Consider the following 25,999-nt stretch of genomic DNA (forward strand, 5'->3'; position numbering starts at 1 on the left):
TGAAACACCGGCCTTATTTTTTTACACCATTACTGAACTTGTTGAAGCATCAAAGACAAAGGCCTGTTCCCTGTATCGGATTAGTCATTCATCTCAAAATCCACCAACAATGGCAAATACAATTCATATTACTTCGGAATTCATGCAGAATTATGTGCAGGCAGAGATCATGTCTCCACAGTCAAAATTCGAAGCATTACAAACCAGTACCGGCTTATCGCTGTTGTTTTCGACGGGTACGGACAACGTATTTTATGTAACGGAAGAAACACAAGGGGCTTCAGCAAGCGGCTGGCAGAAACTCGACTTAAGTTCAGCGCAGATAGCCAAAGACTTTGCCGGCAAATCAGGCATGTTCTGTAAAACGTTTGATGTGGCACAAAACATTACCGATGGAACCATTGGAATGGCTATGGCCATCAGCGATGGCACGAACGATCACTTATACCTTTGTTTAGGCAATTCCAATTCGGATACCAGTTGGCTGGCCAATCCGCAGTGGGTCTATTATCCTTATGATGCTGCAGCCCCGTCACCTCCTCCCTCACCTGTTCAGATTGTAAATATTTTCATCAGCGAAACAACACAGGGCCAGTATATATTGGTGGATATTGTCCAGGATCCGGCCAGCGCCAATCAATTGGTTTCGAGATATTATATCCATACGGCTAATGCCGGAGGTACTGCATGGAATGTACACAGCATTACCATTGACCTCCAAACAACCGGCTACCAAAGCTGCCTTGGCCGCCAGGCCGGGCAAACCATTGATGGTGTTTATACGGCAGGAAATATAAACGGCAGCCCACAGTTTATCTATCAACCTCTGTACAATATCTGGAATCCTGCATTACCAGCAAATCCTGCCCGACTGGCATTGCCACAGAACCTGCAGCCAGATGCTATCGCATCCTGCCGCAATGCAGACCAGTCAACTGATTTATACTGTGCTGCCGGCGGCGGACTCTATTACTTTGACAGCAGCAATCAGCAAGACCAGGCCGTGGGTGCATTGTTATTTAATAATAGCCTGCTGACGGGCGTGACACATGTATTCGCGGCAAGCAATAGCGCCACTGTAGTCGTGTGGGGACTAAACCAGGCGAATCAGGTGTTTTATACCACTTGTCCATTGGCTCAGGCAGGCACCGGTTCCGCCTGGAGCACGCCACTTCCTGTACTCAGTCAGGTGGACCTGATTTCGCCGTATCTGAATGTGGCAGATGGCGGTAATACTTTCTTTGGCGTAGGCGGTAATTTTTTATACAAAATGATCAAATCGCCAGTAAGTGGTTTATGGACCACACAGCAGATCACATTACCCGCTCCGGGACCGCAATCGCCGGCACAAAGTTTCAGTTCTTATACCACACGTATCCAGTTGGTTGACGATACCAATACGGCTGTACCCCAGGCCACCCTGATGTTAAGTGCCAAAACCAGGGCAACATTCTACATCAATAACCTATACTATGTGCTGGATACCAATCCGATTCCGGTGGAAACAGATGCCCAGGGCTTTATTATACTGATCGAAACAGTAGATGATATAACAGGCACACAAATACAGGTGGCGACACAAAATGGTACGCCTACGAATATTAATCCCATGGAAAAGCCATTTAATCAAGCCACACAACTGAATACCGTTTCCAGCTTGCAAAGTGCCGTGGTGACCAATCCCGATGGGAGCACCTATCCGCTTGTACCCTCCGGTAATTCGCAAAGCGACCTGCAGGCAGCGGCTACATCGTTAGGCAATTTATCACAGGCCTATACCAGTTTATCATCGCCAGGGCAGGGAAATCCGTCAGCAATGGTGATGATAGCGATGCCTTCCCCCGTCAGTCTTGCAGGTGCTATTGAAACAGATATCGGCGATTTGTTCAGCTGGCTCGAATCCGGGGTTGAAAGTATTGTCCAGGTAATAAAAGATGACGCTACAGATGCATGGAATTTTGTGGTAAAGATTGCCGATACGGTGTACCATGCCGTGCTCGATGCGGTAGAGAAAGTGGTGGGCGCGCTAAAATGGATATTCAATGCCATTAAAACAGCCATTGAAGACCTGATTAAATTCCTGGAATTCTTGTTTGAATGGGCTGATATCACCCGCACAAAGGAAGTTTTTAAAAACCTGGTTACCTCTTTCCTCCAATATGAGGTAGATCAGATCAGTGTGTACCAACAGGGAATCAATACAGGTATTCAAAATCTGGTGGCTGCCATTAACGGATGGGCGGACATCACCGACTGGTCGGGACTGGGAACCGCCGGTACGTCATCTGTCAGCGCCAGTTCCAGCGCCTCATTGGGGCAGAGTTCTCCCGGCACGTTATTGTCGCATCATTTTCAGTATAATGCCAATAACCTGACACTCACCAATCCTCCCGCTCCGCCTATTCCCGGGCAATCGTACATTGATATCCTGATACAAGCCATCCAAAACGAAGGCACCCTTCTGGATGCCACTATCGATCAGCTGGAAAAACTGGCAAGCAATTATAAAAGCATGTCGCTAGTGGATATACTAAAACAGATCATTGCCCTGTTAGCAGATACGGTGCTTGAAAGTGTAGAGAATATTCTCGATGCCTTGCTGGACGTCATACAACAGGTGTCGCAAACAATATTGAATATCCTGGATACACCGATATACATTCCTGTGGTCAGCGATATATTGAGTGCCTTTGGCGTACCCAGTGTTTCATTTATTGATTTGTTTTGCTGGATCACTGCGGTACCTGTTACCATAGCGTATAAGGTAGCGGAAGGCGCAGCACCATTTCCTGACAATGCAGAAACCACCTATCTGATAAATACAACTGACTTCAACAGCTTGATGAGTGCCTTTAGCGGAACGGCGACTACACCGCCCGCAGCATCAAACCCGGTAAATGCAATGGAAACAACATCCCTGGCCACTGTTGATTTTGCGGCTGTGAATACATCAACCGGCCCGGTAAGCATGTCGCAGGACACAAAAAATGCGGTTTTTGTTATGTTACATGGTGGTTCAGGTTTCTTTACTTTTGTGTCGTGCTTTATCACCAGCTTTGAAGCCGCTTCAGAAACCGGTGATAATCCATTCTCTACGCCTTCTGCTATACTGGGCGTACTGAGTGCAGGCACTAATGGAATCGCCAATTTCCTGGTCCCTCAGGATGCCATCCAAAATTCGGCAGTCAGCTGGATCAGTAACTTTACAACCGGTGTAACCATTCTTTCGAAAATCATATTCAGCGGTCCGGCACAGCGAAAATTCGCAGCATCTGCCAGCAACATGAAATACCTGTCTGTCAATGATGGTCGATCAACAGGTGCTATTATAAATAGTGTGCTGATCATACCTGCGCTATTCTGCACCTGCTGGCACTTCTACGAATTGTCGCAAGATACCAGCGGAGATGTACGTTCCAATGCCATTATCGGAGAAACGTCCAACATGACTGGTTACATCAGCCGCATTTCCTATACCGTAGCCGTAAATGATGAAGACCCTGATTCGAAAGCCATTGCCATCGGCATCATGGTAGTGGCCAGTATCTGTACCGGAGGTTTACAAACTGCGGAGGCCATAATAGGCGTTTAGCATGGCGCGTACCTAAAGAAATGTACGGTCCATCACACACAAAACCCGCTCTGAGAGCGGGTTTTGTGTGATTACTTTTCTAAAGGTTCAATAGCAGCCGCAGTAACCCGGGAGTCAGAAAATTCCTTTTATCGTTTTATTTATGATGACTGATCCTGATGGTTTTAAAGTGTTTTCCGCTACAACAATGGCTATGCGTACAGTTCCAAAAAAGGTGATGTATTTATTCATTAATTTAGCATAAATATATGCTTTCTAACAGATTATGATTCTCAATAATGGAAGGCTTACTATCTGTTTATAGGTTTATATAAGCTTTTGGAAATTTTAATGATTAGGACGATCTAAAATAGATTTGTAAGACACATCTATTTTCAGAATAAACTAAATTTAACTCTTTTAGAATATGCTATAATATCAATGTGTACATCTAATTATGATCCAGAAGCAGGAATATGCAGTATAAACAATTTCTACGATATCAGTGATATAACTGCTTTAAGTGCCTTCGGTTGAAACCCAAGTACTGATCAATATTACTTCAATGCTTTGCTTTCTATTGTCGTTAAAGACGGAAAATACAAGATCAAAATGGAAGTGCCGCAATATACCTATGGCAACCTCACGATACAAAACATATGCCGACTTTCAATCTCAAAGTATGCCAATTCAGTCTTTAACAAATGTCCGCCAGAATGGTAAATGCCAACGAATGCGGGTCTTAAACCCTTATTGATAAATGCTGCCTACATTTAATTTGGTACAGAAAGAAATGGACAAAAAGCTCGATACTAATTTTTGATATAATAAACGACTCATTTTATTCAAAATGAGTCGTTCAAAATCCTTTTCATCAACTTTTATTCACTAACCCATACCTTTATTTGAAAATGGCGTTGGTCCAGCCAAACTGAACTTCAGTGCGAAACCCTACTTGGGCTATAAATGGTCGACAAAAACTTTAATATTTTATTAATAGTTCGCTGTTGCAATCTTACTTCCATGCCACTGACCATTACGTTTAACAATACCATACATCAGGGTCTTAAATTCCTGAGGCTTTTTTAGTGCACCTGGCGAAGCACTGGGATTGATACCACCATTAGAATTAATAGTAAATCCGATCTGAAAGCCCCAGTCAAAGGTCTTATGAACATCAGATGTACCATATTGATGATTATAAAAAGTTTTAGCAACCATTAATTTGCCCAACGGCGCAGCATTATAAGAGTACGTAATATTATTATCAGGTTTTGATTTGCCCAGGGATTGCCAAAAGTTGCCTACACGCTTTATGGTTTCATTCCAGAACAACTTATTGAGGTTTTCATGTTTTAATTGCCCATTTCCGGCCTGTAATGCGCCATAAAGGCCATAATCTGCCACATTATTGGTTACAGGATAATTAAAGGGAAGTATATCTTCGATGTAAATGTCATCCTTGAAAATGGTTGGATAACCTTGTGTACTAAAACCTGACATGGAATAAACACCAGGATAATAGCTAGGCGTCCAGAAGGTGTTAGCATCGAAAATCGTTCTGTTATTATTATTATAGATGGTCGTAATTCTATTCTGTGAAGGTGCTGGGTTAAAGTAGGAAGAATAATCATAATAGAATGTGCCTGCAATGACCCCTAATCTGATTTCATCGACATCTTCTTTTCTCCAAAAGCCAGTCCATCCCTTATACTGATGCTTCACCTTTACCCCAAGGTTATAGGCCAGGTAGTAATTATAATTATAAGCCTTTGACTTCACCCTTCTCTTACTTTCGTATTGATCAACACACATATCTGAATCTCCGAACAGGCTTTGAAGAAATGTAGTATAGGTACTGCAAGACGGTAGGGAATTAATGAAATTAGCCATTTGTATATTCGGGTCAGTAACTGGAGGAGAATTTGTTGATGATCCGCCGGAGTATCCCCCGCCCGCAGAGGGTAAAGTCACAGGGTAATAACTAATTCCATCATCTACTGACACTACATAAATCATAGGTAGATATCTAGAGGAAACATAACTGGTTCTCAGTCCATCATCAGTAAGGTATAACAGGTTATCTGCTATCCTGTTTTTTTCAAGGTATCTGTTTAAGGCTTCGTAATTTTTATCTTTCACGATAAAAATACCGACATCTGTATATTTATAAATATCATCACCGACCTGAATTTCTCCATTGCTGTTGAGCAGGGCAGAAAATGTATCGTCCCCCATGATTTCTTCCAAACCGTTAATCTGATCAACCATAACCTCTATATTGTCTATTGACGCCTTAGCCCTGAAAGAATTCATATATCTGGCATTTTTTCTTAATTGAGCGATACGATCTTTAGTCTTATTGTAAATATTCTGCTCGTTTTTTTCAGTCACTATTGGTCTCAATGAAGTGATGCCTAGGGCATCGATATAATCAGCCACTGTCTGATCTTTGGCATCCTTGAGGTCATCGAAAGTCTCCTGAAGCAAAGTTTTAGTTTCAAAATAAGCTCTTCCATTTAATGCTTTTGGACTTAGGAGCCTATTAGACATACTAGATGCACTGGTTTTACGTGACAATAAATTCGACTCTGTCAGCAAACTATCCTTACACGAAACAAGGAAAATGCAGACTATAAAAATTGGTAATAATTGATTTTTCATGATGAGTTGTTAATTTGTATAGATTGATTAAAACGGTTTTTTAATGGATTTTAATAATTTTTATGTATTATTTTATAGATAATTTATACTATTTTAAATATACAAATTTATCCAATAAAAGAGATATATTAAAAAAATATTTTCGAATTAAACTGATGCTACCTAGAAGCAATAACATTAGCCTAATTTTCTGAAGTATTAGCATGAACGATGCTTTTCTTCGATATTGCTTCGACTTTCCTTCGGGAAAATGGCCTTTAAAGCACCATGAGCCGAACAAACCTCGAACAACTGTCGAACAAGGGCCATTCAACCAGACAAATCAGGACAATTCCCGACATTGCCCGGTGCCTCTGGGGTATTAAAAGATCTGTCTTTTACCTTCACCCTGCCATCATATGGTGAACAACAGATTTTAAGTATAGCAGAAATAAAGTCATTTGAAAAGGAATCCCGCGTGAATGCTTCTTGAACCGGTAGCCGGTATAGTCAAACCAGCCTAAGTTCATTGGAACGAAAATCTTCAATCTCCCCCTGCTTAGGCCATGGAGATGAAAACAGTTAAAACTTAAGGTGATGCAGATGGCTGAAAGCTATCTGGCAGATGTCACAAATTCCCCTTTTTCGGATGCAATCTGATTTCCCCATGTCGTAATGGTGTCTAATACCGGCAGGAATGTTTTTCCAAAACCGGTCAGGCTGTAAATCACTTTAACGGGCGGCTTTTCGCCATATACTTGTCTGCCGACCAGGCCATCTTTCTCCAGCTGTTTTAACTGCAAACTTAAAGTCATTTCAGTAATGTAGGGTACCGCTTTCCGAAGTTCATGATAACGTTTTTCGCCATCTTTCAGGTGATACAGAATAACGGCTTTCCATTTACCCCCTATTAAATCCATCGCCAGGCTTACCGTACAGGGATAAATTTTTCCTTCTAATTTAATCGCATCAGCAATACATTCTGTTTTCATGGATTATTTTTAACCTATCGTTTTGGATAGTTATTGCAAATCTAATCTACTACAGATAGTTTTGCAACTATAATTATGATAGTATGGCATTAATCATTTTAGCACACCCTAATTTCGAAAAATCTTTTGCCAATAGCGCAATTATAGCGGTATTGAAGAACAGTAACCTGGAATTGGAAATCAGGAATATACATGATTTGTATCCAGATTACAATATAGATGCAATAGCAGAACAAGAGGCATTATTGCGACACCAGACTATCGTTTTCCAATATCCCATTTATTGGTATAACATGCCGGCTATTTTAAAACAATGGTTTGATGTGGTTTTCGACTATCAGTTTGCCTACGGCTCCAAGGGCGACAAACTCAAAAACAAAAACTTCCTGCCCAGCTTTACCGTTGGCGCACCTGAAAATGAATACCATACACTGGGCGACCATCATTTTAGGGTTTATGAATTTTGCAAAAACCTGGAACAGACAGCTTACTATGCACAGATGAACTATATCAATCCCATTTATTTCCATGGAACATCTTTAGCCGCTGGTTACACAGCGGATGAGGTAAGAGGAAAAGCTGAAGCACATGCCAGTAAGTTGGTGGCTAAATTGACTGAATTGGGTTAATAGACAAAAGTTATTATTTTAAGGAATAAAGAAGATTCCGGTAGGCGTTGTGCAATTAACCTGGCCAAACAGACTTTTTCTTAAAAAGAATGCGGAGACATTTTTTATTATGGTGCAACGATAAATACAATAAGTTGTCCTATCTTAAACTGTATTCATTTCAGGTTGTATTATGGAGAGATCTTCATTGTTGATTTTTATATTTTTATGTTTTTTTAATACGGCTTTCGGGCAGGACGATCCCATTCAAGCAGCTACTTATCATTTCCAGGTTAAAGAGAGCCTATTCACCGGCAACGGATCAGATACGCTTAAGAAGTATATTCAACAAGCCCAGTTCTTCCTCATTGGAGAAGAACATAACATGAAAGCATTACAGGATTTTACAACGGCCATCATCCCCTTTCTTAAAAGCAGCGGATATCAAAACCTTGCGCTCGAAATCGGGCCGTTTTCCGCAGAAAAAATAAGGGCGATGTATCAAAACAAACAAACCATCACCGATTTTAATACCAGATATGATTCTGATGTCAAAGGATCACCTTTTGGCTTTTTTGAAGGGAAGGAAGAAGAACAATTCAGCAACCAGGCCTTTAGAAACGGATTCAGGCTCTGGGGCCTGGATTTTGAAAATTATAATGCAGCACTCTTTATCCTGGATGAGCTCTACAGCTTATCAAAAAAAAGCAGCGAACTGGATCGCTCGTATCAAGCTGCCCGACACATCGTGATTGCAGAATATGCAAAGGATAGAAAGGATCAGACATACAATCTTCCCGGGAATCTGCTGCATGCCGCAACTGTACAAGCTTTTTTTAAGCGGGTAGCCACCACACCCCAAGCCAGGTACATCATTAGTCAGCAACTGCGCTCGTGGTACATATACGATGCGCAAAGCCGGAAGAACTGGTATGCCAGGGTTAAAAATATGAGAGATAATTTCATGCTGCACTATAACCGGGCACTGGAGACGAATAAAAATCCAAAAGTATTTGTTAAAATGGGGGCTGTGCACCTGGCGCGTGGAACCAGTTCCAGCGGATTTGAGGAAGTGGGACAGCTGATTGATGAATTAGCCAAAAAGAATAAAAAGAAAGTTTTTTCTGTGATTTCATTTGCGCGGTACCGCATTGATGCCCAAGGTAAACTGGTGGATTTACTGGAAGAAGCAGATGCAGAACTGCTCAAATATACCACTGCAGCTAGCTGGAGCCTGATCGATTTAAACCGGTTAAGAAATGATGCAAAGCAGGGAAAGCTGAAGCTTTCTGAAGCGATGCGATCTTATATGGAACACTATGATATGATGCTGATTCCACCCGCCACCCCATCCATGACCCCAAATGTTCATCGTTAGTGGCAACCTGATCCGGAAACTATGCTTCAGATAGTCAATAACAGGAGCCGCGATCGTATGGCTCCTGTTATTCATATGTAATCAGGCTTTATTTGGAAGCCGCAACAAGCAACACCGCATCTGCCGCCACTTTTTCCCCGTTACCGGTAATTTCCACGTAGGGTTTTCCATTTCCGGAAAAAATGTAGTCGCCCAGCTTTACCCATTCGCCGGAGGTCTGCCCCACTACCTTCACTTCCTCATCCTTTATGACCACTTCCTGAAGCCTTTTTCCATCAAATACTTTTACAGCGGTGACCGCCTTTCGTTCCGGAAGCTTGGCATAATAGGTGTAGATTTCGTAACGGCCTTTAATATTCGGATCGGGATAATAGCGAATGAAGCTGCTGCTGTCGGTATGGCCGTCAGACAGGAAATAATCCGGGCCGTAACCACCCCTTTTTTGTACTGACCACTTCCCGGATACTTTTACCCTGAAAGAATCACTGTTGTCGATCAATACATCCGGTGCACTGCCATCAGCCAGCGGATTTTCCTTCAGCTGGCGCTGAAGAGCGGCCACATCAACCTCCTGAACCGCTGATTTTCCGTCAATTGCCTTTACTGCGGCAAGGGCAGCAGATTGTCCCAATACCATAAATACCGGCTCCATGCGAATGGAACCATAGGCAATATGGGTGGCAGAAAGACAAACCGGCACCAACAGGTTAGCTGCCTCCGTTTCTTTAGGCGTAATAGCCCGGTAAGCAATGGGATAAGGGCCAAAACCACCTTCTTCTACATTGCCTTCATTTTTAACCATGCCATTTACCACCAGCCGCTCGCAGTTATGAGAATCCATGGTGTACGCCGCCATGCCGATGCCGTCCTGTACCATTTCCCGGCCTTCACAATGGTGCTGGGTCATCACCAGCGCACCTTTCATTCGCCTGGCTTCGCGCACGTAAAGCTGATGTGTCCAGTTTTCATTATCCATATACTCATCCTTGGGATATCCCCACTCGTTCATCTCCGCCCGGATGTGTTCCGGAATGCGCGGATCATGGCCCACAAAGTAAAGTAAACCCTTGGTATAATCGGTGTGGGCAGACCATATTTCCTGCCGCTTCCGGTAATCTGCATCCGGATAATCCCAGTTCATGCCGATCATATCCGTCGAAAATCCGTTGCGGTTATTGATATCCGTTTTTTGGTTGGGCATCCTGCTCCAGATAAACACATCCTGTAATGATTTCCAGGTTCTTTTTTCCATCTGGCGGATCAGCAGTTCGTAGCGCTCGGGCTGATAATGGGCCGGTTTGGTGATCGGGATCCGGTTTTTGGGGTCGTTACTGAGGCAAATCCTAAAATTGTAGGCTTGTACCTTATTATCGCCACTTCCCTTTTCGGCCAACTGACCCTTGGTGATACCCCAGAGCAAACCGCTTTTCGCATCGCCTTTAACTTTGTAAGGATCAATCCCATCAGGAAGCTGGTGACCATTGGTGAGCTGAACGCCGTTAAAGGTTTCACCGTAGGCGGTATTGGCTTCCCTTCCCACCACGTAGGAAACACCTGCCCTCGCCATTACATCGCCTTCATAAGAACAATCAATAAACATTTTCGCTTTCACGCGGCCAACCGAACGGGGACCAGTTGATTCGAGCAGGATTTCAGTAATCACATTACCCTGTTTTTTCACTGCGGTTATCCGGTGCTGGTACAATACGGGCACCTTTGCCTTTTCAAGGTAAGTATGGAAGATATCTTCAGCCACATGAGGTTCAAAAATCCATTGCTCAAATTGACCATAATGCTGCCCTACCCGCCTGTAGAAATCAAGCGCGATTCCACTAATGGCGTATTTATTCCCGATATCAGTTAAGCCCAGTCCGCCGGAACTCATTCCACCCACGTGTTTTCCGGGTTCAATGAGCAATACCGATTTTCCGTATTTAGCGGCGGTATAGGCGGCCACTACCCCTGCTGAGGTAGCACCGTAAATACAAACATCATAACTTTTATTTGATGTCTGCTGCGCCTTCAGGCTGTTCAAAGTGATCAGCAGACCTAAAACGGTCAATTTGATTTTATTGCTCATCTTTAATATTTAGGGTTTTGAATCAGTTTGGGGTTGGTGACGGTTTCAATGTTTGGAATCGGCCAAAGGTAATCTCTGCCGGTATCAAACACCCGGGTTTCAATCACCCGCATATCTGCCCGGTTGGCCACGTTATTATAACTGGCGAGGCCGTTTTCATCGATCTGTGGCGGACCGGCCAGCAGCCCTCTTTGTACCCGTCCATAAAAATTACCGGTCATGGCTTTATCGGCAATGCGCCATCTTCTCAGGTCAGACAACCTGAGCCCTTCCATCGCCAGTTCATACAAACGTTCCTTACGCACCAGGCTTCTGAATGATGCCGTGCTTTGTCCGGCCGGGATAAGGGGCATGTTCACACTGGGTCTGGCCCTTACCAGGTTAATGGCATCATAGGCCGACTGGTCAAGCTGGCCAAGCTCATTTTTGGCTTCGGCATAAATTAACAGTACTTCGGCATACCGGATCTGGATCACATTGATCTCTGAATTACTGCGGTCGGCCTTATCATCCAGGTCGACATATTTTTTCCAGCAATAGCCGGTAAAGGTAGCAAAGGCATTTAGCGCATCCTGGTTATCCACGCGCGTGGCCGGAGTAGTATTGTAATTCCAGCATTTTACGCTATCGCGATGGGTTTCAAATTGGTAGTTGTAAAAAACAGAACCCGGCACCGCAATGGTAAAGGTAAGCCTCGGATCTCTGTTCTTGTATGGTGCTTTCGGATCAAACAGGGGCGACTGGTCGATGTTAAGACCATCGGTGCAGGGATACACATCAACCAGCGATTGCGAGGGCACTTTATTGGTAAAACCCAGTCCGTTTCTGGAAAGCAGCGCATTTGGGGTGGAATGTGTTTTCGTTCTGGATGCCTTGAGGTACTGGAAAGCCCAGATGATTTCAGGAGAGCTTTGCCCGGCATAAGAAAACAGTGTGCCGTAGTTATTGTGCAGGCTATATATTTTCAAATCCATGACGGCCTTTGCCGCTTCTGCAGCTTCTGCCCACCTGGCATTGTTTAATGCCGTTCTGGCTTTAAAAGCCAGGGCCGTACCCCTTGTCGCCCGCCCTGCATCAGCACCTGAATAGTTAAGTGGCAAATCTGCAGCGGCTTCTGTAAACTCTTTTAATATAAATTCCACAATAGCTGCCTTTTCTGTTTTGGCTACCTGGGCAGTTTCGAGTGTGAGCACATTGGTGATCAGGGGCACACTGCCGAAATAATCGGTCAGGTACTGGTAGGTATAAGCCCTTATAAAACGTGCTTCAGCCTTTGAGCGGTTGTAGATGGCCACCGTGGATTTGTCCTTAACCTTGTCAATATTATCGAGGATGAAATTGCATTTTGCAATGACCTTGTAGGCTTCTGTCCATACGCTGATCGCCAGACCGTTATTGCTGTCCTGGTTTCCTTTGCCCAGGCTTTGCAATGGGCTATTGTTACGGTCCCAACCGATATCCGTACCATTATCCAGGAGCAGGTTCAACGGCATGTTATCCAGCGGAGCGTAATTGGCATAACGATATAAACCATTCACCGCCAGTACGAGTTCGTCCTGATTGCTGAAATAGGTTTCATCAGAGGGGCCACTCAACGGTGTTTTATCCAGATAATTTTTCTGGCAGGATGATAATCCGAGCAGTAAAAAAACAATGATCGAACAGTATATTTTATTTTTCATGTGTGTTAAAATTAAAAAGATGCTTCTAAACCAAAACTGTAAACCTTTACCTGCGGATAGATATTTCCGGCACCCACAGGGGCCTCTACGTCATATCCCTGCCAAAAGCGATCGAAAGAGCCCAGGTTTGATCCATTGGCAAAGACCCTGATCCTTTTCAAGGCCACCTTCTGCGCGATGCTCACCGGAAGGGTATAACCGATCTGAACATTCTTTACCCGCACATATGATGCATCTTTCAGGAAATAGGTAGACACCTGTTCGTTATTGGTTTCACCAAAGGCCAGCCTTGGGTATGCGGCATTTGGATTGCCGGGTGTCCAGCGGTCTTTATTGTCCTCGCGGATGGTTCCACCGATGGCTCCGCCCACATTAAAAGGCAAGATACCAGGCCCCGCCAGGTAACCATTGGCCTTGCCCACGCCCTGGATCACCACTGAAAAATCAAAGCCTTTGTATGAACCGCCCAGATTGGTTGCAAAGGTGTAGCGTGGAATGGTGCTGCCCATCACAATCTTATCTGATTCGTTAATGATATTGTCTCCGTTTTGATCAACATATCGGATATCACCTGCCTTAACTGATCCGAATTGCTTGGCATGAGCAGCCACCTCGGCATCAGAAGCAAACAATCCATCTGCCTGGTAACCAAACAGGGAAGCAATGGGATAACCTTCCCGGTTAACGGTTAAACCAGTCTGATTAATTCCCCGCATGTCGATAATCTTATTTTTCACATCGGAGATATTGACACTCACATTGTAATTAAATTCGTTCAGCTTTCCCCGGTAAGCAAGTCCCAGCTCCCAGCCGATATTATCCACCACCCCTGCATTCTGGTAAGGCTTTTCAAAGCCCACAATTAAGGGGATATCCAGCGGTAACAGGATGTCGCTCGTTCTTCTCCGGTAATAGTCGGCCGTGATGTTCAGGTTCTTAAAAAGGGTCAGGTCCAAACCAATATTTTTTTCTTCGGTACTTTCCCATGAAATGAGCTTGTTGGCCAGGGTATTTAAGGCCGCCGTATTCACAATCTGCTTTCCAAGTGTATAAGATTCCAGTAAAATGGTGGTAATGGAGGGATAGGTACCGATGTTCTGGTTACCCAGTTTACCCCATGATACACGGAGTTTAGCCTCACTGATTACATTTTTTAAACCGGCCATGAAATTTTCTTCCGATATGCGCCAGCCTGCAGAAGCAGAAGGGAAAAACCCATATTTATGACCGGCAGAGAAACGGGAGGAACCATCATAACGGGCATTGATTTCCAGGAGGTATTTATCCTTGTATACATAGTTAAACCTGCTGAACAGCGATTGCAGGGCCCATTCTTCTTCACTGCCGGTAGCCTGCTGGTTTTGGGCAGAGCCCGCATTTAATACCGGGTAATCTGGTAAAATATAGGTATCGCGGTAGGCATTGGTCCATTGATTAAAATAGTCTTCCCTTGATGCACCGGCCAGTAATTTAAGGTTATGGTCTCCAAAAGTCTTGGAAGCCGTTACCGTTGCACGCATATTGTTAAAAAAAGACTGACTGTTATATTGCGTTAATGAACTGAGTGCAGGCGTTAAATAGCTGGTGGCCCCATTGGGCAGGTAAGACTGAATGGCTTTCCGGAAATTTTTAGATGAAGATAAGGCATATTTGGGTGAATAAACGGCTTCCATCTCCAGCCATTCCACAGGTTTATAATTCAATGCTGCGTTAATGCTGCCAAAAGGTGCATTGGTACGGTTAGCTCCCCCTTCTTTACCGGCTGAAATGGGATTGAATCCATTCCATCCCACCCCCCACTGGCCACTTTGGTTCACCCCGATCTGATTGGCTGGAATGCTGTTCATCCACTGGAAAATGGCATCAGAAGTTGCAGAAGGATCAGTGGTGATGGCATTGACGTACTGAAGATCTATCCTGGCCTTCAACTTATCTGAAAAAGCAATATCCGCATTGCTCCTGATGGTATATCTTTTGAAGCCTGAATTTTCGATGATGCCTTTCTGGTCGAGCAACCCGAATGAACCCAGCAGCTTTACCTTTTGGGTGCCGCCCTGTATGGTTAAAAAATGACTTTGCTGCAAACCTGAACCGGTTAAGGTTTCCTTCTGCCAGTCGGTATTCGGGTAAAGATCAGAACTGGCGCCATTCTGCTCCCGGTATTTCTGGATCAGTGCATCCGAATATAAGGGTGTACGCCCGGTATTGACGTAGGCCTCATTGGTTAAGAGCATATGGTCAAGCGCATCCACCAGATCGGGCATATTGGTCGGCTCCTGCCAGCCGATGTAATTATTATAGGAAATGCTGACCTGATCAGCAGCGGCTCTTTTTGTGGTCACGAGGATCACACCATTTGCTGCCCTTGAACCATAAATAGAGGCCGACGCAGCATCTTTTAAAATGGAGATGGATTCGATCAGGTTTGGATCAATATTATTCATACTGCCCTCAATCCCGTCAATCATCACCAGCGGGTTAGGATCGCTGAGTGTTCCGATCCCCCTGATCCTGATGGTACCGGCATCGCCACCCGGCCGGCCCGAACTTTGCCTTACCGTAACCCCTGGTGCCATACCTTGCAGTGCTGCTGAAGTTTGTCCGACAGGTCGCGCAGCCAAGTCTTTACCTGAAACCTGCGAAACGGCCCCCGTTAAATTCACTTTCTTTTGAACACCATAACCTACCACAACCACCTCATTTAAATTCTCATTCAGGGGAAGTAATTTCACGTTGATCTGGTTATTCGTTCCTACCGGTATTTCCTGTGGGGTATAGCCCACATAGGAAAAAATCAGGATATCGCCGGCATTGGCATTGATCTTATAGCGGCCATTCTGATCACTAACCGTTCCGCCGCTGCTACTTCCCTTGATCTTAATGCCTGCACCTGGAATAGGTGATCCGTTTTCATCTGTGATCACACCAGTTTTATCTTCCACTTTGGGGCTGCTCAAGGCTGCCGGTTTGCGCGGTTCAGGGCCTGGCTTTGGAGTGGTCTTTTGCAGAATAATATACTGTTCTTTAATTGTCCAGTCGAGCCCCTTTCCCTTCAGGCTGACATGCAGAACCTCATTTAATTCGGCCTGCTTAAAGCTGATGGTGATTTTCTCTGCATCGTCAAGAATTTTATTGCTGTAGAAAACCGTCAGCCCGGTTTGTGCTTTTATGCTTTTAAATACTGAGGCAAAGGTGATGTTTTTGCCTTCAATGCTGATTTTCCCGATGGCCTGCGATTGTGCGCCCGTGGCCAGGGTAAAAAGCAGCATCAAAATAATTGGCAGGCAAAGCCGACCCCTTCGGGTAAGATTTTTTTTCATAACAGTTAAAAGTTTATAAGTGGTTTTGCATAAGATGCAACTTTAACTGAAACGGGTGAAGGGCGGGACAAAAAATTTATTTAAAAGTCAGCACACCATTTTTAAGGGTGGCCTGAATGCCCGAACTGAGCTCCAGGTTGGAGATGACCACCTCCAGCGGCAAGCTTTTATTGATCTCGCCCGTAAAGGTTTGTCCGGCCAGATCAGGCTGCAGGAAAACCACCTTCACATCAAACCAACGCCCAAGCACCTGAGCAATGTCGCCTAAGGAGCGGTTGTGGAAATTATAAAGGCCCTTGCGCCAGGATAACAGTTCCTGGGCATCAAAAGGTTGTTTGGTTAAGCCATCCGGGGTGGCATTCACCTGTTCACCGGGTTTTAAATCAATGACCTTCCTGTCTTTTACCGCCGATACTGATCCTGCCACCAGTGCAGTAGAAAAGCTTCGCTGATCATAAGCATTGACGTTAAAGGAAGTACCATGAACCTGAACATCGGCAAAAGCCGTGTGCACCACAAATTTCCGTTTTTGTTCATGTGCCACTTCAAAATAAGCCTCACCGGTTAAATAAACTTCCCTGATCTGCTGATTAAAGTTATAGGGAAATTTCAAAGTAGAAGCCGAATTCAGCCACACTTGTGTACCATCGGGTAATCTGATCTTATACTCTTTGGTAGCTGGCACATATAAGGTGGCCTGATCCGTATCATTTGCCTGATCGGCCTGATAAGTCAGTTCATTTTCTTTGGCTTGTCCGCTTAAACCATCCTGGTTAATGTGACGGTCAGTGTTGAGTTCAATAGCTCGGCCATCACTGGTTTTGAGGTATACCTGATTGGTTTGGATAGCTGATGGCGAAGGACCATGACTACTGCCTTTATCTGCATAAAAACGCCATACCAGCGGCATACCGATCAAGAGTGTGGCAGCAACAGCAATGTATTTTAAATTCCGGTAAAAAAGTGGTTTTGTTTTTTGATCCTCCAGTTTTGGACTTAGCTTTTGCCACGCTGCTTTTTCATCCAATAATGATAAAAATGTTGCGGCATCAGGCTCCTCCATTTTCGCTTTCAGCTTCAGCCAGTATGCTTTAATTTCAGGAATATCAGCGATTGCTTTTTCTGCAATTGTATCATCGCCATCACTGATCGTTCCCGCCATTTTTTCAAACAGAAGCCCTTTAATATATTCCTCTTTATATTCCATCGCTAATTGATAGATGCATTAATGTGTAAATTAGGTGAATGTTTATCTGAATGAAATCAATTTTTCCTGCAACATTTTAACGGCGAGTTTCAGGTGTGTTTTCACAGAGTTGACCGATAAGCCCATTTCATTGGCGGCTTCTTTATATTTCTTATCTTCCAGATACACCAGTTGAAAAGCTTTCTGGCGTTGTGCAGGCAGATTTTCCAAAGCATGCTGAATCAGTTGTTCGTGCCCGTCATCTGCTGAAACTTCTTCGGCTGCAGCCAGATCGAGGGTATGGCTGTAATCATGCAGCCGCTGCTGATCCGTTTTTCTTTTTCTGATACACATGAGGCATTGGTTATGCACCGCCTTAAACAGATAAGCCTTCAGCGCCGTATTGACAGAAAGAAACTGTGATTTTTCCCACATGGAGATGAAAAGGTTCTGCACCAGATCTTCCGCCTCCATTTCATTCTCGAGCATGAGGTATGCTTTTAAAGCCAGCGCCTTATAATATTTTTTGAACACCAGTTCATAAGCCGATTGATTGCCATTTTGGAGGTCTTTTAATAAAATTTGGTCAGGAATCTCCATTAATACAGATTAAAGCAGGGCTAAATATATACTTTGATCATGAAAATTACAACTACAGCATTAAGTTTATCCATCGCCTTTCAGGTGAGCAAAAGCAATGGCTGCCGGTTATACGCCATATTTTTATATTTTAGCGGCAAGCAATACCTGCGCATGTACTGTAAGCAAAAACCCGATATGATTAAAATCCGCATACCAGATACCTTACCGGTTTTTAAAAGTTATTTACTGATCATCCCGCTGATGTGCGCCCTCGCCTGCCACGATACCTCAACCCAAAAAACAGCAACCAAAACGCCCGCGGAAAGCAGCATTCCGGATCGCATCAGGCCAGCGGAAAAAGCAGTTGAAGTGCCGAAAGCAATGCCTCAACCGGATACCATCAGAAATATGGAAACCACCAGGATGACTGAAGCGGCTTTTCAGAAGGCAACTGTTAGCCTTCGCGACAGCCTGTTGCGGGTATATGGAAACATCAGGGCTGATTACCGGATCTTCGGGTATGAACAACCCGATACCAATTCCAGGAAACTTATATTTTTTTCTGTGTTTACCACGGATGTGGAGAAAAACCCATACCAATGCCCCTATGGTGCTTATTATGCCACATCGGATATGCCACAAACCACCATCAAATATATCGGTGATGCCGGTAATTTTATCAAAGCCAACCTGATCCAGGCAGAAAAAGTAGAGACTTCGCTTTATATCCGGAAAGACTGGGTGGAATTTGAAAAGCAATAAAAAGAAGAACAGCCAGGGAAAAGGACTGTCGCTCCTCGCGACCTGCTATTTTTAAAGAAGGTTAGTTACGGGCCATCCGGAGACGACCCATAAACTAACCAATGTATGTTAATAACCAGGATTCTGTGTTAACACCGCATCCTTGTTCAGTTGAATTTCATTTAAAGGAATAGGCAATAGCAAAGCCTTTGACGTTAAACCTGTAATGGGTTTGACCGCATCATTTGCATTCAGACGGAGCGCCCGCTCTACCAGTGTGCCGGTTCTCATCAACGTCATTCTCCTGTTTTCTTCTCCGATCAGCTCCCTGGCACGCTCGTCCAGGATAAAATCTTTGGTCATCTCCGCTGCCGTTACCTGTACAGCGTTTGCCCTTGTTCTCAGCACATTAATGCTGGCAGCGGCTTCTGTGGTTTTACCTTGCGCCACCTGTGCTTCAGCCAGCAGCAGATAAGTTTCGCCAAGGCGCATTAAAATAAAATCCTTCACCATGGCATAACCAAAGGTATCATTCGGATCGAATGCGCCCCATTTGGTGGTGCTCGGGCAAATGTTAATTAAAGTATCCGGACCGGTAAAAGGCACCTGTTTACCATACCTTGCGGCATAAATCGGATTAGGATCATTGTAATAGTATTTACGGCGGATGTTATACTGTGAATTGCGGATATCATTGCCTTTATACAGGCGGTACAAAACCCAGTTGCTCAAACGTAAACGACCAATGGAACGGCCACCCAGGGAATCTGCCACGGTCATGCCGGCAATGTTGTAATAAGCTGCACCCCAAACCCGCCTTTGCTGCGGGCTGTCGGTAATACCACCCACTACGGAAGCCGGATTTTCCTGCTCCAATACCCAGATGGCTTCGGTATTGCCCTGCGATCTTCTTTGATTACCATACTGAAACATATCAGCATAATAATCTCCGGGCTGGCTGGTTTTAACACCGTAGCGATTCCTGATCAGGCTAAACCTGCCACTGCTGATGATCGCCTGGGCCTGCTGCTCGGCTAAATCTGGTTTTCCAATTCTTAAATAAACCTCTGCTAAAAGCTGCATGGCCATAAATTTATTGGCCCTGCCATACATTTTACCTTTGGTATTGGTTTTTACAGATTCAATATCAGGAAGATTGGCCGCGGCAAACACTAAATCTGACACGATGAAATTATTTACATCGGTGATGGGTGCGCGGACAAAATCGATTTTCGGACCGGATAAAGCATGTGTAATTAAAGGTACCCCTCCGAATAGTGTTGCCAGGTTATTATAGGCATAAGCCCTGAAAAATTTAGCTTCGGCACTGATCTGGTTTTTGCCTCTCGCACTGATGGTGCTGGTGGCAGGGTTTTCAATCCCGTCTACAATGATATTGGTTAAATTCACCATAATGTAGTTTCTGTTCCAGGTACGGGCCGCACCATTATCTGTAGGCGTTAACGTTTCATAATTGTAATAAGGAATTTCTACGCCCTGCTGGTTATTGGTGGCATTGGCCACATCGGTTCCGACTTGCCACACACTCGGCCAACCCTGCTGATCGCTCCATGAAAAAATGGTGCTGGTATGGTTATATAATCCAATTAAGGATGCCTCAAAGCCCAATGAATCCGTAAGCGTTAATGGTGTATAGGCCGAAAATGGTTTCTCATCCAGGAAAGCTTTTTTACAGGAGGAAAAGGCAAAAAACAATATGGATAAGGAAGTGAGTATGATGATATTTTTTTTCATGATGATAAGATTAACGTAGTGAAACATTTAAACCTAAAACAAATGTCCGGGTAACCGGATAGTTGTTGGTCCAGTCAGCAGCGAATGCCTGTTGGTTGGCATTTGAATTACCAGTACCCCGGCCATATGTGGTTTGCTCAGGGTCCCAGCCTATCCAGTTGGTAAATGTAGCCAGGTTACGGCCGCTGGCATAAATGGTTAAACTACCCAGGTGCAGTTTATCAAGCAGGCGTTGGGCAAATACATAACTCAGGGTAACATCCTTAATTCGGGTATAACTGGCATCAGAGGCATACCCGTATCCTAAGGTATTGTTATAGGATAAGGCCGGGCGGGTTTGACTTTGGTTTTCCGGCGTCCAGTAGCCCACTTCTGCCGGTGTGTTTCTCCGGCCTGTTTCATCCCCGTAGGTTAGGTCAGGATTATTCCTGGTCATGCCCTGTGCTGTTTGGATAAACACACTTAAATTGATGTTTTTATAATGAAAAGTATTGGTAATACCTCCGGTCCATTTTGGAGCCGTTTGTCCTAAAATCGTTCTGTCGTCAGCCGTAATTTTACCATCACCATTTAAATCCGCGAATTTTAAGCTGCCGGGTTTAGCTGTCGGATCCTGTTTAGACACATCTTCACCCGTTTGCCAGACACCCGTCATTTTGTAATCGTACACCACATTAATAGGTTGACCAATGAACCACCTGTTTCCTAAATCGTCCTTTCCATCGCCATATAAATCGTTGATTTTATTCTTGTTGGTGGCAAAAACAACCATGGTTTCCCAACGGAAATTCTTTCCGGCAAAATTTTGAGTATTCAGGGTCAGCTCTAAACCGTTGTTCGTGGTTTTACCGATATTTTCCAGCACCCTTGAATACCCTGTAATGATGGGAAGGCTCCTGTTTAATAATAAGCCACTCGTTTTATTCTGATATGCCTCTACACTACCTGTAATTCTGTTATTAAAGAGACCAAAATCTAAACCAACATTGGCTGTTTTAGTGGTTTCCCACTGCAATAATATATTGCCCAGGTTATTTGGAATGACACCAATGGTACTGATACCGTTAAATGGCGAGCGTACAGACCCTTCAGTGGTGATGGTATTGTAAACACCAACGGCCTCATTACCTGTTTTACCATAGGAAAGCCTTAACTTTAGGTTACTGATGGCTTTGATGTCTTTCATGAAGCTTTCGTTAATGACGTTCCATCCCAGTGCTGCTGATGGGAAAACACCATACTTGGTGGTATTGACGCCAAATACCGATGAACCATCTCTCCTGGCTGTTAAGGTTAAGAGGTAGCGGCTGTTGTAAGAATAAAATAAACGGCCCATTTGCGAGTTTAATCCATACCGATCACGGTATGAGCCACTGGTTTGCGTTGCTCCGGCACCAATATTATCAAGCCCCAGCTCATCATTGATAAAACCCACTGCACCGGCAGTGGTCGAATTGTATTTGCGTTCCTGCGCACTGTACAATGCTGTAAAATCAACATGATGTTTTTTAATATCCTTTGAATAGGTCAGGATGTTCTCGATGGTGTAACTGTTGGTCGATGCATTGAAACTACTGGCCGTACCATTATTATCATTGGCTAAACGACCAACATAACTGCCACGTCTTTCAGGAAAATAGGTATAACCTGCATTTAACCGGAACTTTAATCCGGTTAATACCCCCGGAAACTTGATCTCTGCATAACCATTTCCATTGATATTGGTGGTTCTGCTGATCTGTGTAGTTTTTAAACCCAACAACGGATTGGTATACAATAGTTCAGGCTCCATTGGAAAAATCTTGTAAGTACCATTGGCATTATACTCCTGTCCGTAAGGACTCATGGCTGTAGCCAGCAGCAGATTGGCCCTGCCGCCATCAAAATTATTGCTGGTTAAAAATAAGGATGTACCAACCGTTAAAAAACTGGTCACATTTAAATCTAAATTGGAGCGTAAACCGATGCGGTTAAACTGGTAACCTTTAATTACACCTTGCTGGTCAAGATAATCTCCTGAAATAAAATACTTCACATCAGGTGTTCCGCCTGAAATACTGACGTTATGATCCTGAATCACCCCCTGCTGGGTCGCTTCATCCACCCAGTCGGTTGTGGTACCGGCATTATAGGCTGCTAATTCGCCGAGGTTTGGAACGGGCCGCGTTTGGGTCTGATTGGTTTGTTTAAGGAAGTCGGCATATTTCTGTACGTATTCTGCCCCACTTCGAGGTTCCAGAATATGCGCAATGTTATCGATACCAGCATATCCATTGTAACGGATGACCGGTTTACCCGTGGTTCCCCTTTTTGTGGTGATTAAAATAACACCGTTTGAACCGTTCGTACCATAAATGGCCGTGGCACTGGCATCTTTCAGGATCTCTACTGATGCAATATCATTCGGGTTGATGTCATTTAAAGAACCGCCTGTTTTGGTTAAAGGCACACCATCCACCACCACGTAAGGACTGGTTCCGGCAGTGATAGAGTTTTGTCCCCTCACCAGCGCAGTAGGCTGACTGCCCGGAACAGATGAAGATGAAGTAATGTTAACACCGGCTACAGCACCCTGAATAGACTGCAGGATGTTGGTTACCGGAAGCTGCGACAATCTGGATTTCGGTACAGATACCACCGAACCGGTTACATCAGATCTTTTCTGTGTACCATAGCCCACTACCACCACCTCGTTAAGTGTTTTATCAGATTCTTCTGTTAATGAAAAATTAAGTTGAGTCTGGTTGTCTAACACAACAGTTTTTGGCGCGTAACCAACAAAGCTAACCACTAAAGTTTCTCCTTTAAGGGCTGCAATTTTATATCGCCCGTTTCCATCTGATATGGCCACCTTAGCTGTTTTTTCATTTTTAATGGTTGCACCGGGAATGGGCATACCTTTTACATCCAGGATGACACCTGAAATTTCTGTATTACTGTTTTGCGCATACAAGCTATTGCCATTGATACTTAAAAAAAGAAGTATAGACAATAGCACAGCAATACATCTTGAAGGGATTAGTAATTTTTTTTGCATCATAAATTTGGTTAGTTTTTTTGGAATGAATCGATATTGAAACCGACTTTCGTTTCACCTGTTATTAAACAGGTATTTTTTCAGGCAACGGAGGCCATGATTAGAGCTAGTAGTTCTTTGTCATAATATGTATATTTGGTTATACCAAAGTAACTATAAATATTGCACATAATATGGGGGCAATATGATATTTAAAGGGGGGTAAATTTATATTTTAAGCACGAATAAACGCACCTGAGCCATTATATCTCATTTTAATCACTTACAAGCCTGCAGAAGAACAGCTGTTAGAGATAAGCACTGTAAAATCCACGTTATGATAGCATTGAAGTTTCAGTTCAGCAGCTCCCTGCCCAACTTAAAGCGGAATGTTTCTAAACTACAATCCGTATCTGCCAAATCATCAGAATTATTTTAGTTTTGCCGCATACAAACAAAACATCATGTCTAAAACAAAACTTACCATTAACAACAACGGATCAGTAAAAATTGAGGGAGATTTCGAAATTGTAGATAAAAACGGCAATGCTTATGGCTTACAGGGTAGAGAAGTTCTGTCTATTTGCCGTTGCGGTCTATCGCAGAATAAACCATTTTGCGATGGTGCACATAAAGGACATTTCGAACATGAAGCCATCGCTTTTGATCTGCCTCCAAAAAAAGCATAACATGAAATTAAAGCCTTGCAGAGCTGCAGGGCTTTTTTTTTGGCGATTGGTATTTAAAAGTTTTAGTCAGCAGCTCAAATACTTACGGGGTGCAAAAAATTTATTTGGCTGTACAACTTATCATTTAGACAATCAGAGATCATTTTTTTACAAAACGAAAAATAGACAGACAATTACGATCAGTTTATTTTATTTAGCCTTATTATTTCCCGATACAAAACTTCGTAAAAATATTCTCCAGCAAATCATCAGTGGTAACCGTTCCGGTGATTTCGCCCAGGTAATGTAAAGCCTGTTTGATATCCATCGCCAGGAAATCAGAAGTTACCGGGTTATCTACATTATCCAGTACCCGCTGTAAGGCATTTTCAGTTTGTTTAAGTGCTTCCACATGGCGGATATTGGTCACCAACGTTTCACTTGTATTAATATGATGCAGATTCACCTGTTCCAGTAAGGTGGTTTTCAATTCATCTATGCCAACCTTTTCTTTCGCTGATAAGAAAACAACATCTAAAGCCTCGAAAGCCTTGCGTTGTTCGGAAGAAATCAGATCTGCCTTGTTGAGTAAAATGAGATAAGGAATTTCAAGTTGCTTTAAGCCCCTTACCTGCTCTTCAATTTCGGCAGTGGTTTGTGCCACATCAGCCATATAAATGATCAGCTTGGCCTGTTTCATTTTTTCAAGCGTCCGCTCTACCCCAAGGGCCTCAATAATATCGGCAGTATCGCGGATACCCGCAGTATCGATAAAGCGAAACACCACGCCACCGATAGTAAGCTCATCCTCAATGGTATCACGGGTGGTTCCGGCGATATCAGAAACAATTGCCCGCTCTTCATTCAATAAGGCATTTAAAAGAGTCGATTTGCCTACATTCGGTTTTCCCGCAATCACAATCGGAACACCATTTTTAATGACGTTTCCCATTTCGAATGAAGAAATTAATCTGCGCAGCACATGGTTGATTTTGTTCACTAAATTCGTAAGCTGTTCGCGGTTGGCAAATTCGACATCCTCTTCTGCAAAATCCAGCTCCAGTTCAATCATCGAAGCAAAATGGATCAGCTGCTCTCTTAAAGCTTTGAGTTCATTTGCAAAGCCACCACGCATCTGCTGCATGGCTACATCGTGTGATGCCTTGGAATTGGAAGCAATTAAATCGGCCACTGCTTCTGCCTGACTTAAATCAAATGCCCCATTTAAAAATGCCCTTAAGGTAAATTCGCCAGGCTTTGCTGCACGTGCACCCTTGCTGATCAGCAGGTTAATAATCTGCTGAATGATATAATTTGACCCATGACAGGAAATCTCCACCACATGCTCTTTGGTGTATGATTTGGGGGCAACAAATAACCCTGCAACTACCTCATCTATAATATGATTACCATCTTTAATTAATCCAAAATGTAAGGTATGAGAAGCTTGCTTTGCTAAATCCTTCCCTGCAAAGACCTCGTTGGTCAACGAAATGGCATCCGGGCCTGACAGGCGGATTACGCCAATAGCGCCAGACCCTGAAGGGGTAGATAAAGCAATGATGGTATCCTGATCGTTCATGTTCAATTTAAAAAATGTAAAATTAAGGCTTATTAACGGCTTTATCGTTTTCGAGAAGTAATTTTTCACAAGGAAAAACTGTAAAGGTATAAATGCTAGATAAAACTTAAGTGCCTAACCTAGCTCACCCTCTGCCCCACTTTTCCATTAATAAAACATTTTCTACAGGTGCGTGTTTACACATCAATCAGATAA

Annotated in this window: 15 protein-coding genes; 5 read left to right on the top strand and 10 right to left on the bottom strand. The window is 43.7% G+C overall.

Annotation, left to right across the window (positions count from 1 at the left end; translation table 11 throughout):
• The first annotated feature begins 109 nt into the window (after positions 1 to 109).
• Entirely contained in the window at positions 110 to 3,592 is a 3,483-nt protein-coding gene (locus CBW18_RS06155) for a hypothetical protein (protein ID WP_088300439.1), read from the top strand.
• Between the two features lie 972 nt (positions 3,593 to 4,564).
• Here CBW18_RS06155 and CBW18_RS06160 read toward each other — a convergent pair.
• Positions 4,565 to 6,124: a hypothetical protein gene (locus CBW18_RS06160; RefSeq protein ID WP_088300440.1), complete on the bottom strand. Its 1,560-nt coding sequence runs from the start codon at positions 6,122 to 6,124 to the stop codon at positions 4,565 to 4,567.
• A gap of 704 nt (positions 6,125 to 6,828) precedes the next feature.
• The gene (locus CBW18_RS06165; protein WP_088300441.1) at positions 6,829 to 7,206 is read right to left on the bottom strand and encodes a helix-turn-helix domain-containing protein; all 378 of its coding nucleotides are present in this window, start codon (positions 7,204 to 7,206) and stop codon (positions 6,829 to 6,831) included.
• Positions 7,207 to 7,289: 83 nt separating this feature from the next.
• Between CBW18_RS06165 and CBW18_RS06170 the strand changes: the two genes are divergently transcribed.
• The gene (locus tag CBW18_RS06170) at positions 7,290 to 7,835 is read left to right on the top strand and encodes an NAD(P)H-dependent oxidoreductase (RefSeq protein ID WP_088300442.1); all 546 of its coding nucleotides are present in this window, start codon (positions 7,290 to 7,292) and stop codon (positions 7,833 to 7,835) included.
• A 172-nt stretch (positions 7,836 to 8,007) separates the two neighbouring features.
• Entirely contained in the window at positions 8,008 to 9,192 is a 1,185-nt protein-coding gene (locus CBW18_RS06175) for a hypothetical protein (RefSeq protein ID WP_088300443.1), read from the top strand.
• Positions 9,193 to 9,280: 88 nt separating this feature from the next.
• Here the strand turns inward: CBW18_RS06175 and CBW18_RS06180 are convergent, their stop codons facing one another.
• From CBW18_RS06180 to CBW18_RS06200, 5 genes are all read right to left on the bottom strand, one after another.
• Positions 9,281 to 11,272 carry an FAD-dependent oxidoreductase gene (locus CBW18_RS06180; RefSeq protein ID WP_088300444.1) on the bottom strand — a complete coding sequence of 664 codons (1,992 nt, stop codon included), beginning with the start codon at positions 11,270 to 11,272 and terminating at the stop codon, positions 9,281 to 9,283.
• Positions 11,273 to 11,274: 2 nt separating this feature from the next.
• The gene (locus CBW18_RS06185; RefSeq protein ID WP_088300445.1) at positions 11,275 to 12,954 is read right to left on the bottom strand and encodes a RagB/SusD family nutrient uptake outer membrane protein; all 1,680 of its coding nucleotides are present in this window, start codon (positions 12,952 to 12,954) and stop codon (positions 11,275 to 11,277) included.
• 11 nt (positions 12,955 to 12,965) lie between these two features.
• Positions 12,966 to 16,274, bottom strand: coding sequence for a TonB-dependent receptor (locus CBW18_RS06190; protein ID WP_088300446.1), 3,309 nt, complete (start codon positions 16,272 to 16,274; stop codon positions 12,966 to 12,968).
• A 76-nt stretch (positions 16,275 to 16,350) separates the two neighbouring features.
• The gene (locus tag CBW18_RS06195; protein ID WP_088300447.1) at positions 16,351 to 17,481 is read right to left on the bottom strand and encodes a FecR family protein; all 1,131 of its coding nucleotides are present in this window, start codon (positions 17,479 to 17,481) and stop codon (positions 16,351 to 16,353) included.
• A 42-nt stretch (positions 17,482 to 17,523) separates the two neighbouring features.
• Entirely contained in the window at positions 17,524 to 18,060 is a 537-nt protein-coding gene (locus CBW18_RS06200; RefSeq protein WP_088300448.1) for an RNA polymerase sigma factor, read from the bottom strand.
• Positions 18,061 to 18,099: 39 nt separating this feature from the next.
• Between CBW18_RS06200 and CBW18_RS06205 the strand changes: the two genes are divergently transcribed.
• Complete coding sequence (locus CBW18_RS06205) at positions 18,100 to 18,804, top strand: hypothetical protein (protein WP_088300449.1); 705 nt, start codon at positions 18,100 to 18,102, stop codon at positions 18,802 to 18,804.
• 108 nt (positions 18,805 to 18,912) lie between these two features.
• On the opposite strand, the gene CBW18_RS06210 is transcribed toward CBW18_RS06205, so the two are convergent.
• Positions 18,913 to 20,538 carry a RagB/SusD family nutrient uptake outer membrane protein gene (locus CBW18_RS06210; RefSeq protein WP_088301302.1) on the bottom strand — a complete coding sequence of 542 codons (1,626 nt, stop codon included), beginning with the start codon at positions 20,536 to 20,538 and terminating at the stop codon, positions 18,913 to 18,915.
• Between the two features lie 10 nt (positions 20,539 to 20,548).
• Entirely contained in the window at positions 20,549 to 23,578 is a 3,030-nt protein-coding gene (locus tag CBW18_RS06215; RefSeq protein ID WP_253248977.1) for a TonB-dependent receptor, read from the bottom strand.
• Positions 23,579 to 24,018: 440 nt separating this feature from the next.
• On the opposite strand from CBW18_RS06215, the gene CBW18_RS06220 reads away from it, so the two are divergent.
• On the top strand, positions 24,019 to 24,243 hold the full coding sequence (locus CBW18_RS06220; protein WP_088300451.1) for a CDGSH iron-sulfur domain-containing protein: 225 nt from the start codon (positions 24,019 to 24,021) through the stop codon (positions 24,241 to 24,243).
• Between the two features lie 202 nt (positions 24,244 to 24,445).
• Here the strand turns inward: CBW18_RS06220 and mnmE are convergent, their stop codons facing one another.
• Positions 24,446 to 25,804 carry a tRNA uridine-5-carboxymethylaminomethyl(34) synthesis GTPase MnmE gene (gene mnmE, locus CBW18_RS06225; protein WP_088300452.1) on the bottom strand — a complete coding sequence of 453 codons (1,359 nt, stop codon included), beginning with the start codon at positions 25,802 to 25,804 and terminating at the stop codon, positions 24,446 to 24,448.
• Between the last annotated feature and the right edge of the window lie 195 nt (positions 25,805 to 25,999).

Origin of the sequence: Pedobacter sp. AJM (assembly GCF_002197755.1) — a bacterium.
Taxonomy (GTDB): Bacteria; Bacteroidota; Bacteroidia; order Sphingobacteriales; family Sphingobacteriaceae; genus Pedobacter.

Excerpts from the sequence above, each read along its gene's own strand:
- CBW18_RS06190 (WP_088300446.1), bottom strand. The coding sequence starts at position 16,274 with ATGAAAAAAAATCTTACCCGAAGGGGTCGGCTTTGCCTGCCAATTATT.
- CBW18_RS06155 (WP_088300439.1), top strand. The coding sequence starts at position 110 with ATGGCAAATACAATTCATATTACTTCGGAATTCATGCAGAATTATGTG.
- CBW18_RS06185 (WP_088300445.1), bottom strand. The coding sequence starts at position 12,954 with ATGAAAAATAAAATATACTGTTCGATCATTGTTTTTTTACTGCTCGGA.
- CBW18_RS06205 (WP_088300449.1), top strand. The coding sequence starts at position 18,100 with ATGAAAATTACAACTACAGCATTAAGTTTATCCATCGCCTTTCAGGTG.
- CBW18_RS06175 (WP_088300443.1), top strand. The coding sequence starts at position 8,008 with ATGGAGAGATCTTCATTGTTGATTTTTATATTTTTATGTTTTTTTAAT.
- CBW18_RS06210 (WP_088301302.1), bottom strand. The coding sequence starts at position 20,538 with ATGAAAAAAAATATCATCATACTCACTTCCTTATCCATATTGTTTTTT.
- CBW18_RS06200 (WP_088300448.1), bottom strand. The coding sequence starts at position 18,060 with ATGGAGATTCCTGACCAAATTTTATTAAAAGACCTCCAAAATGGCAAT.
- CBW18_RS06165 (WP_088300441.1), bottom strand. The coding sequence starts at position 7,206 with ATGAAAACAGAATGTATTGCTGATGCGATTAAATTAGAAGGAAAAATT.
- CBW18_RS06195 (WP_088300447.1), bottom strand. The coding sequence starts at position 17,481 with ATGGAATATAAAGAGGAATATATTAAAGGGCTTCTGTTTGAAAAAATG.
- CBW18_RS06215 (WP_253248977.1), bottom strand. The coding sequence starts at position 23,578 with ATGATGCAAAAAAAATTACTAATCCCTTCAAGATGTATTGCTGTGCTA.
- CBW18_RS06180 (WP_088300444.1), bottom strand. The coding sequence starts at position 11,272 with ATGAGCAATAAAATCAAATTGACCGTTTTAGGTCTGCTGATCACTTTG.
- CBW18_RS06170 (WP_088300442.1), top strand. The coding sequence starts at position 7,290 with ATGGCATTAATCATTTTAGCACACCCTAATTTCGAAAAATCTTTTGCC.
- mnmE (WP_088300452.1), bottom strand. The coding sequence starts at position 25,804 with ATGAACGATCAGGATACCATCATTGCTTTATCTACCCCTTCAGGGTCT.
- CBW18_RS06220 (WP_088300451.1), top strand. The coding sequence starts at position 24,019 with ATGTCTAAAACAAAACTTACCATTAACAACAACGGATCAGTAAAAATT.
- CBW18_RS06160 (WP_088300440.1), bottom strand. The coding sequence starts at position 6,124 with ATGTCTAATAGGCTCCTAAGTCCAAAAGCATTAAATGGAAGAGCTTAT.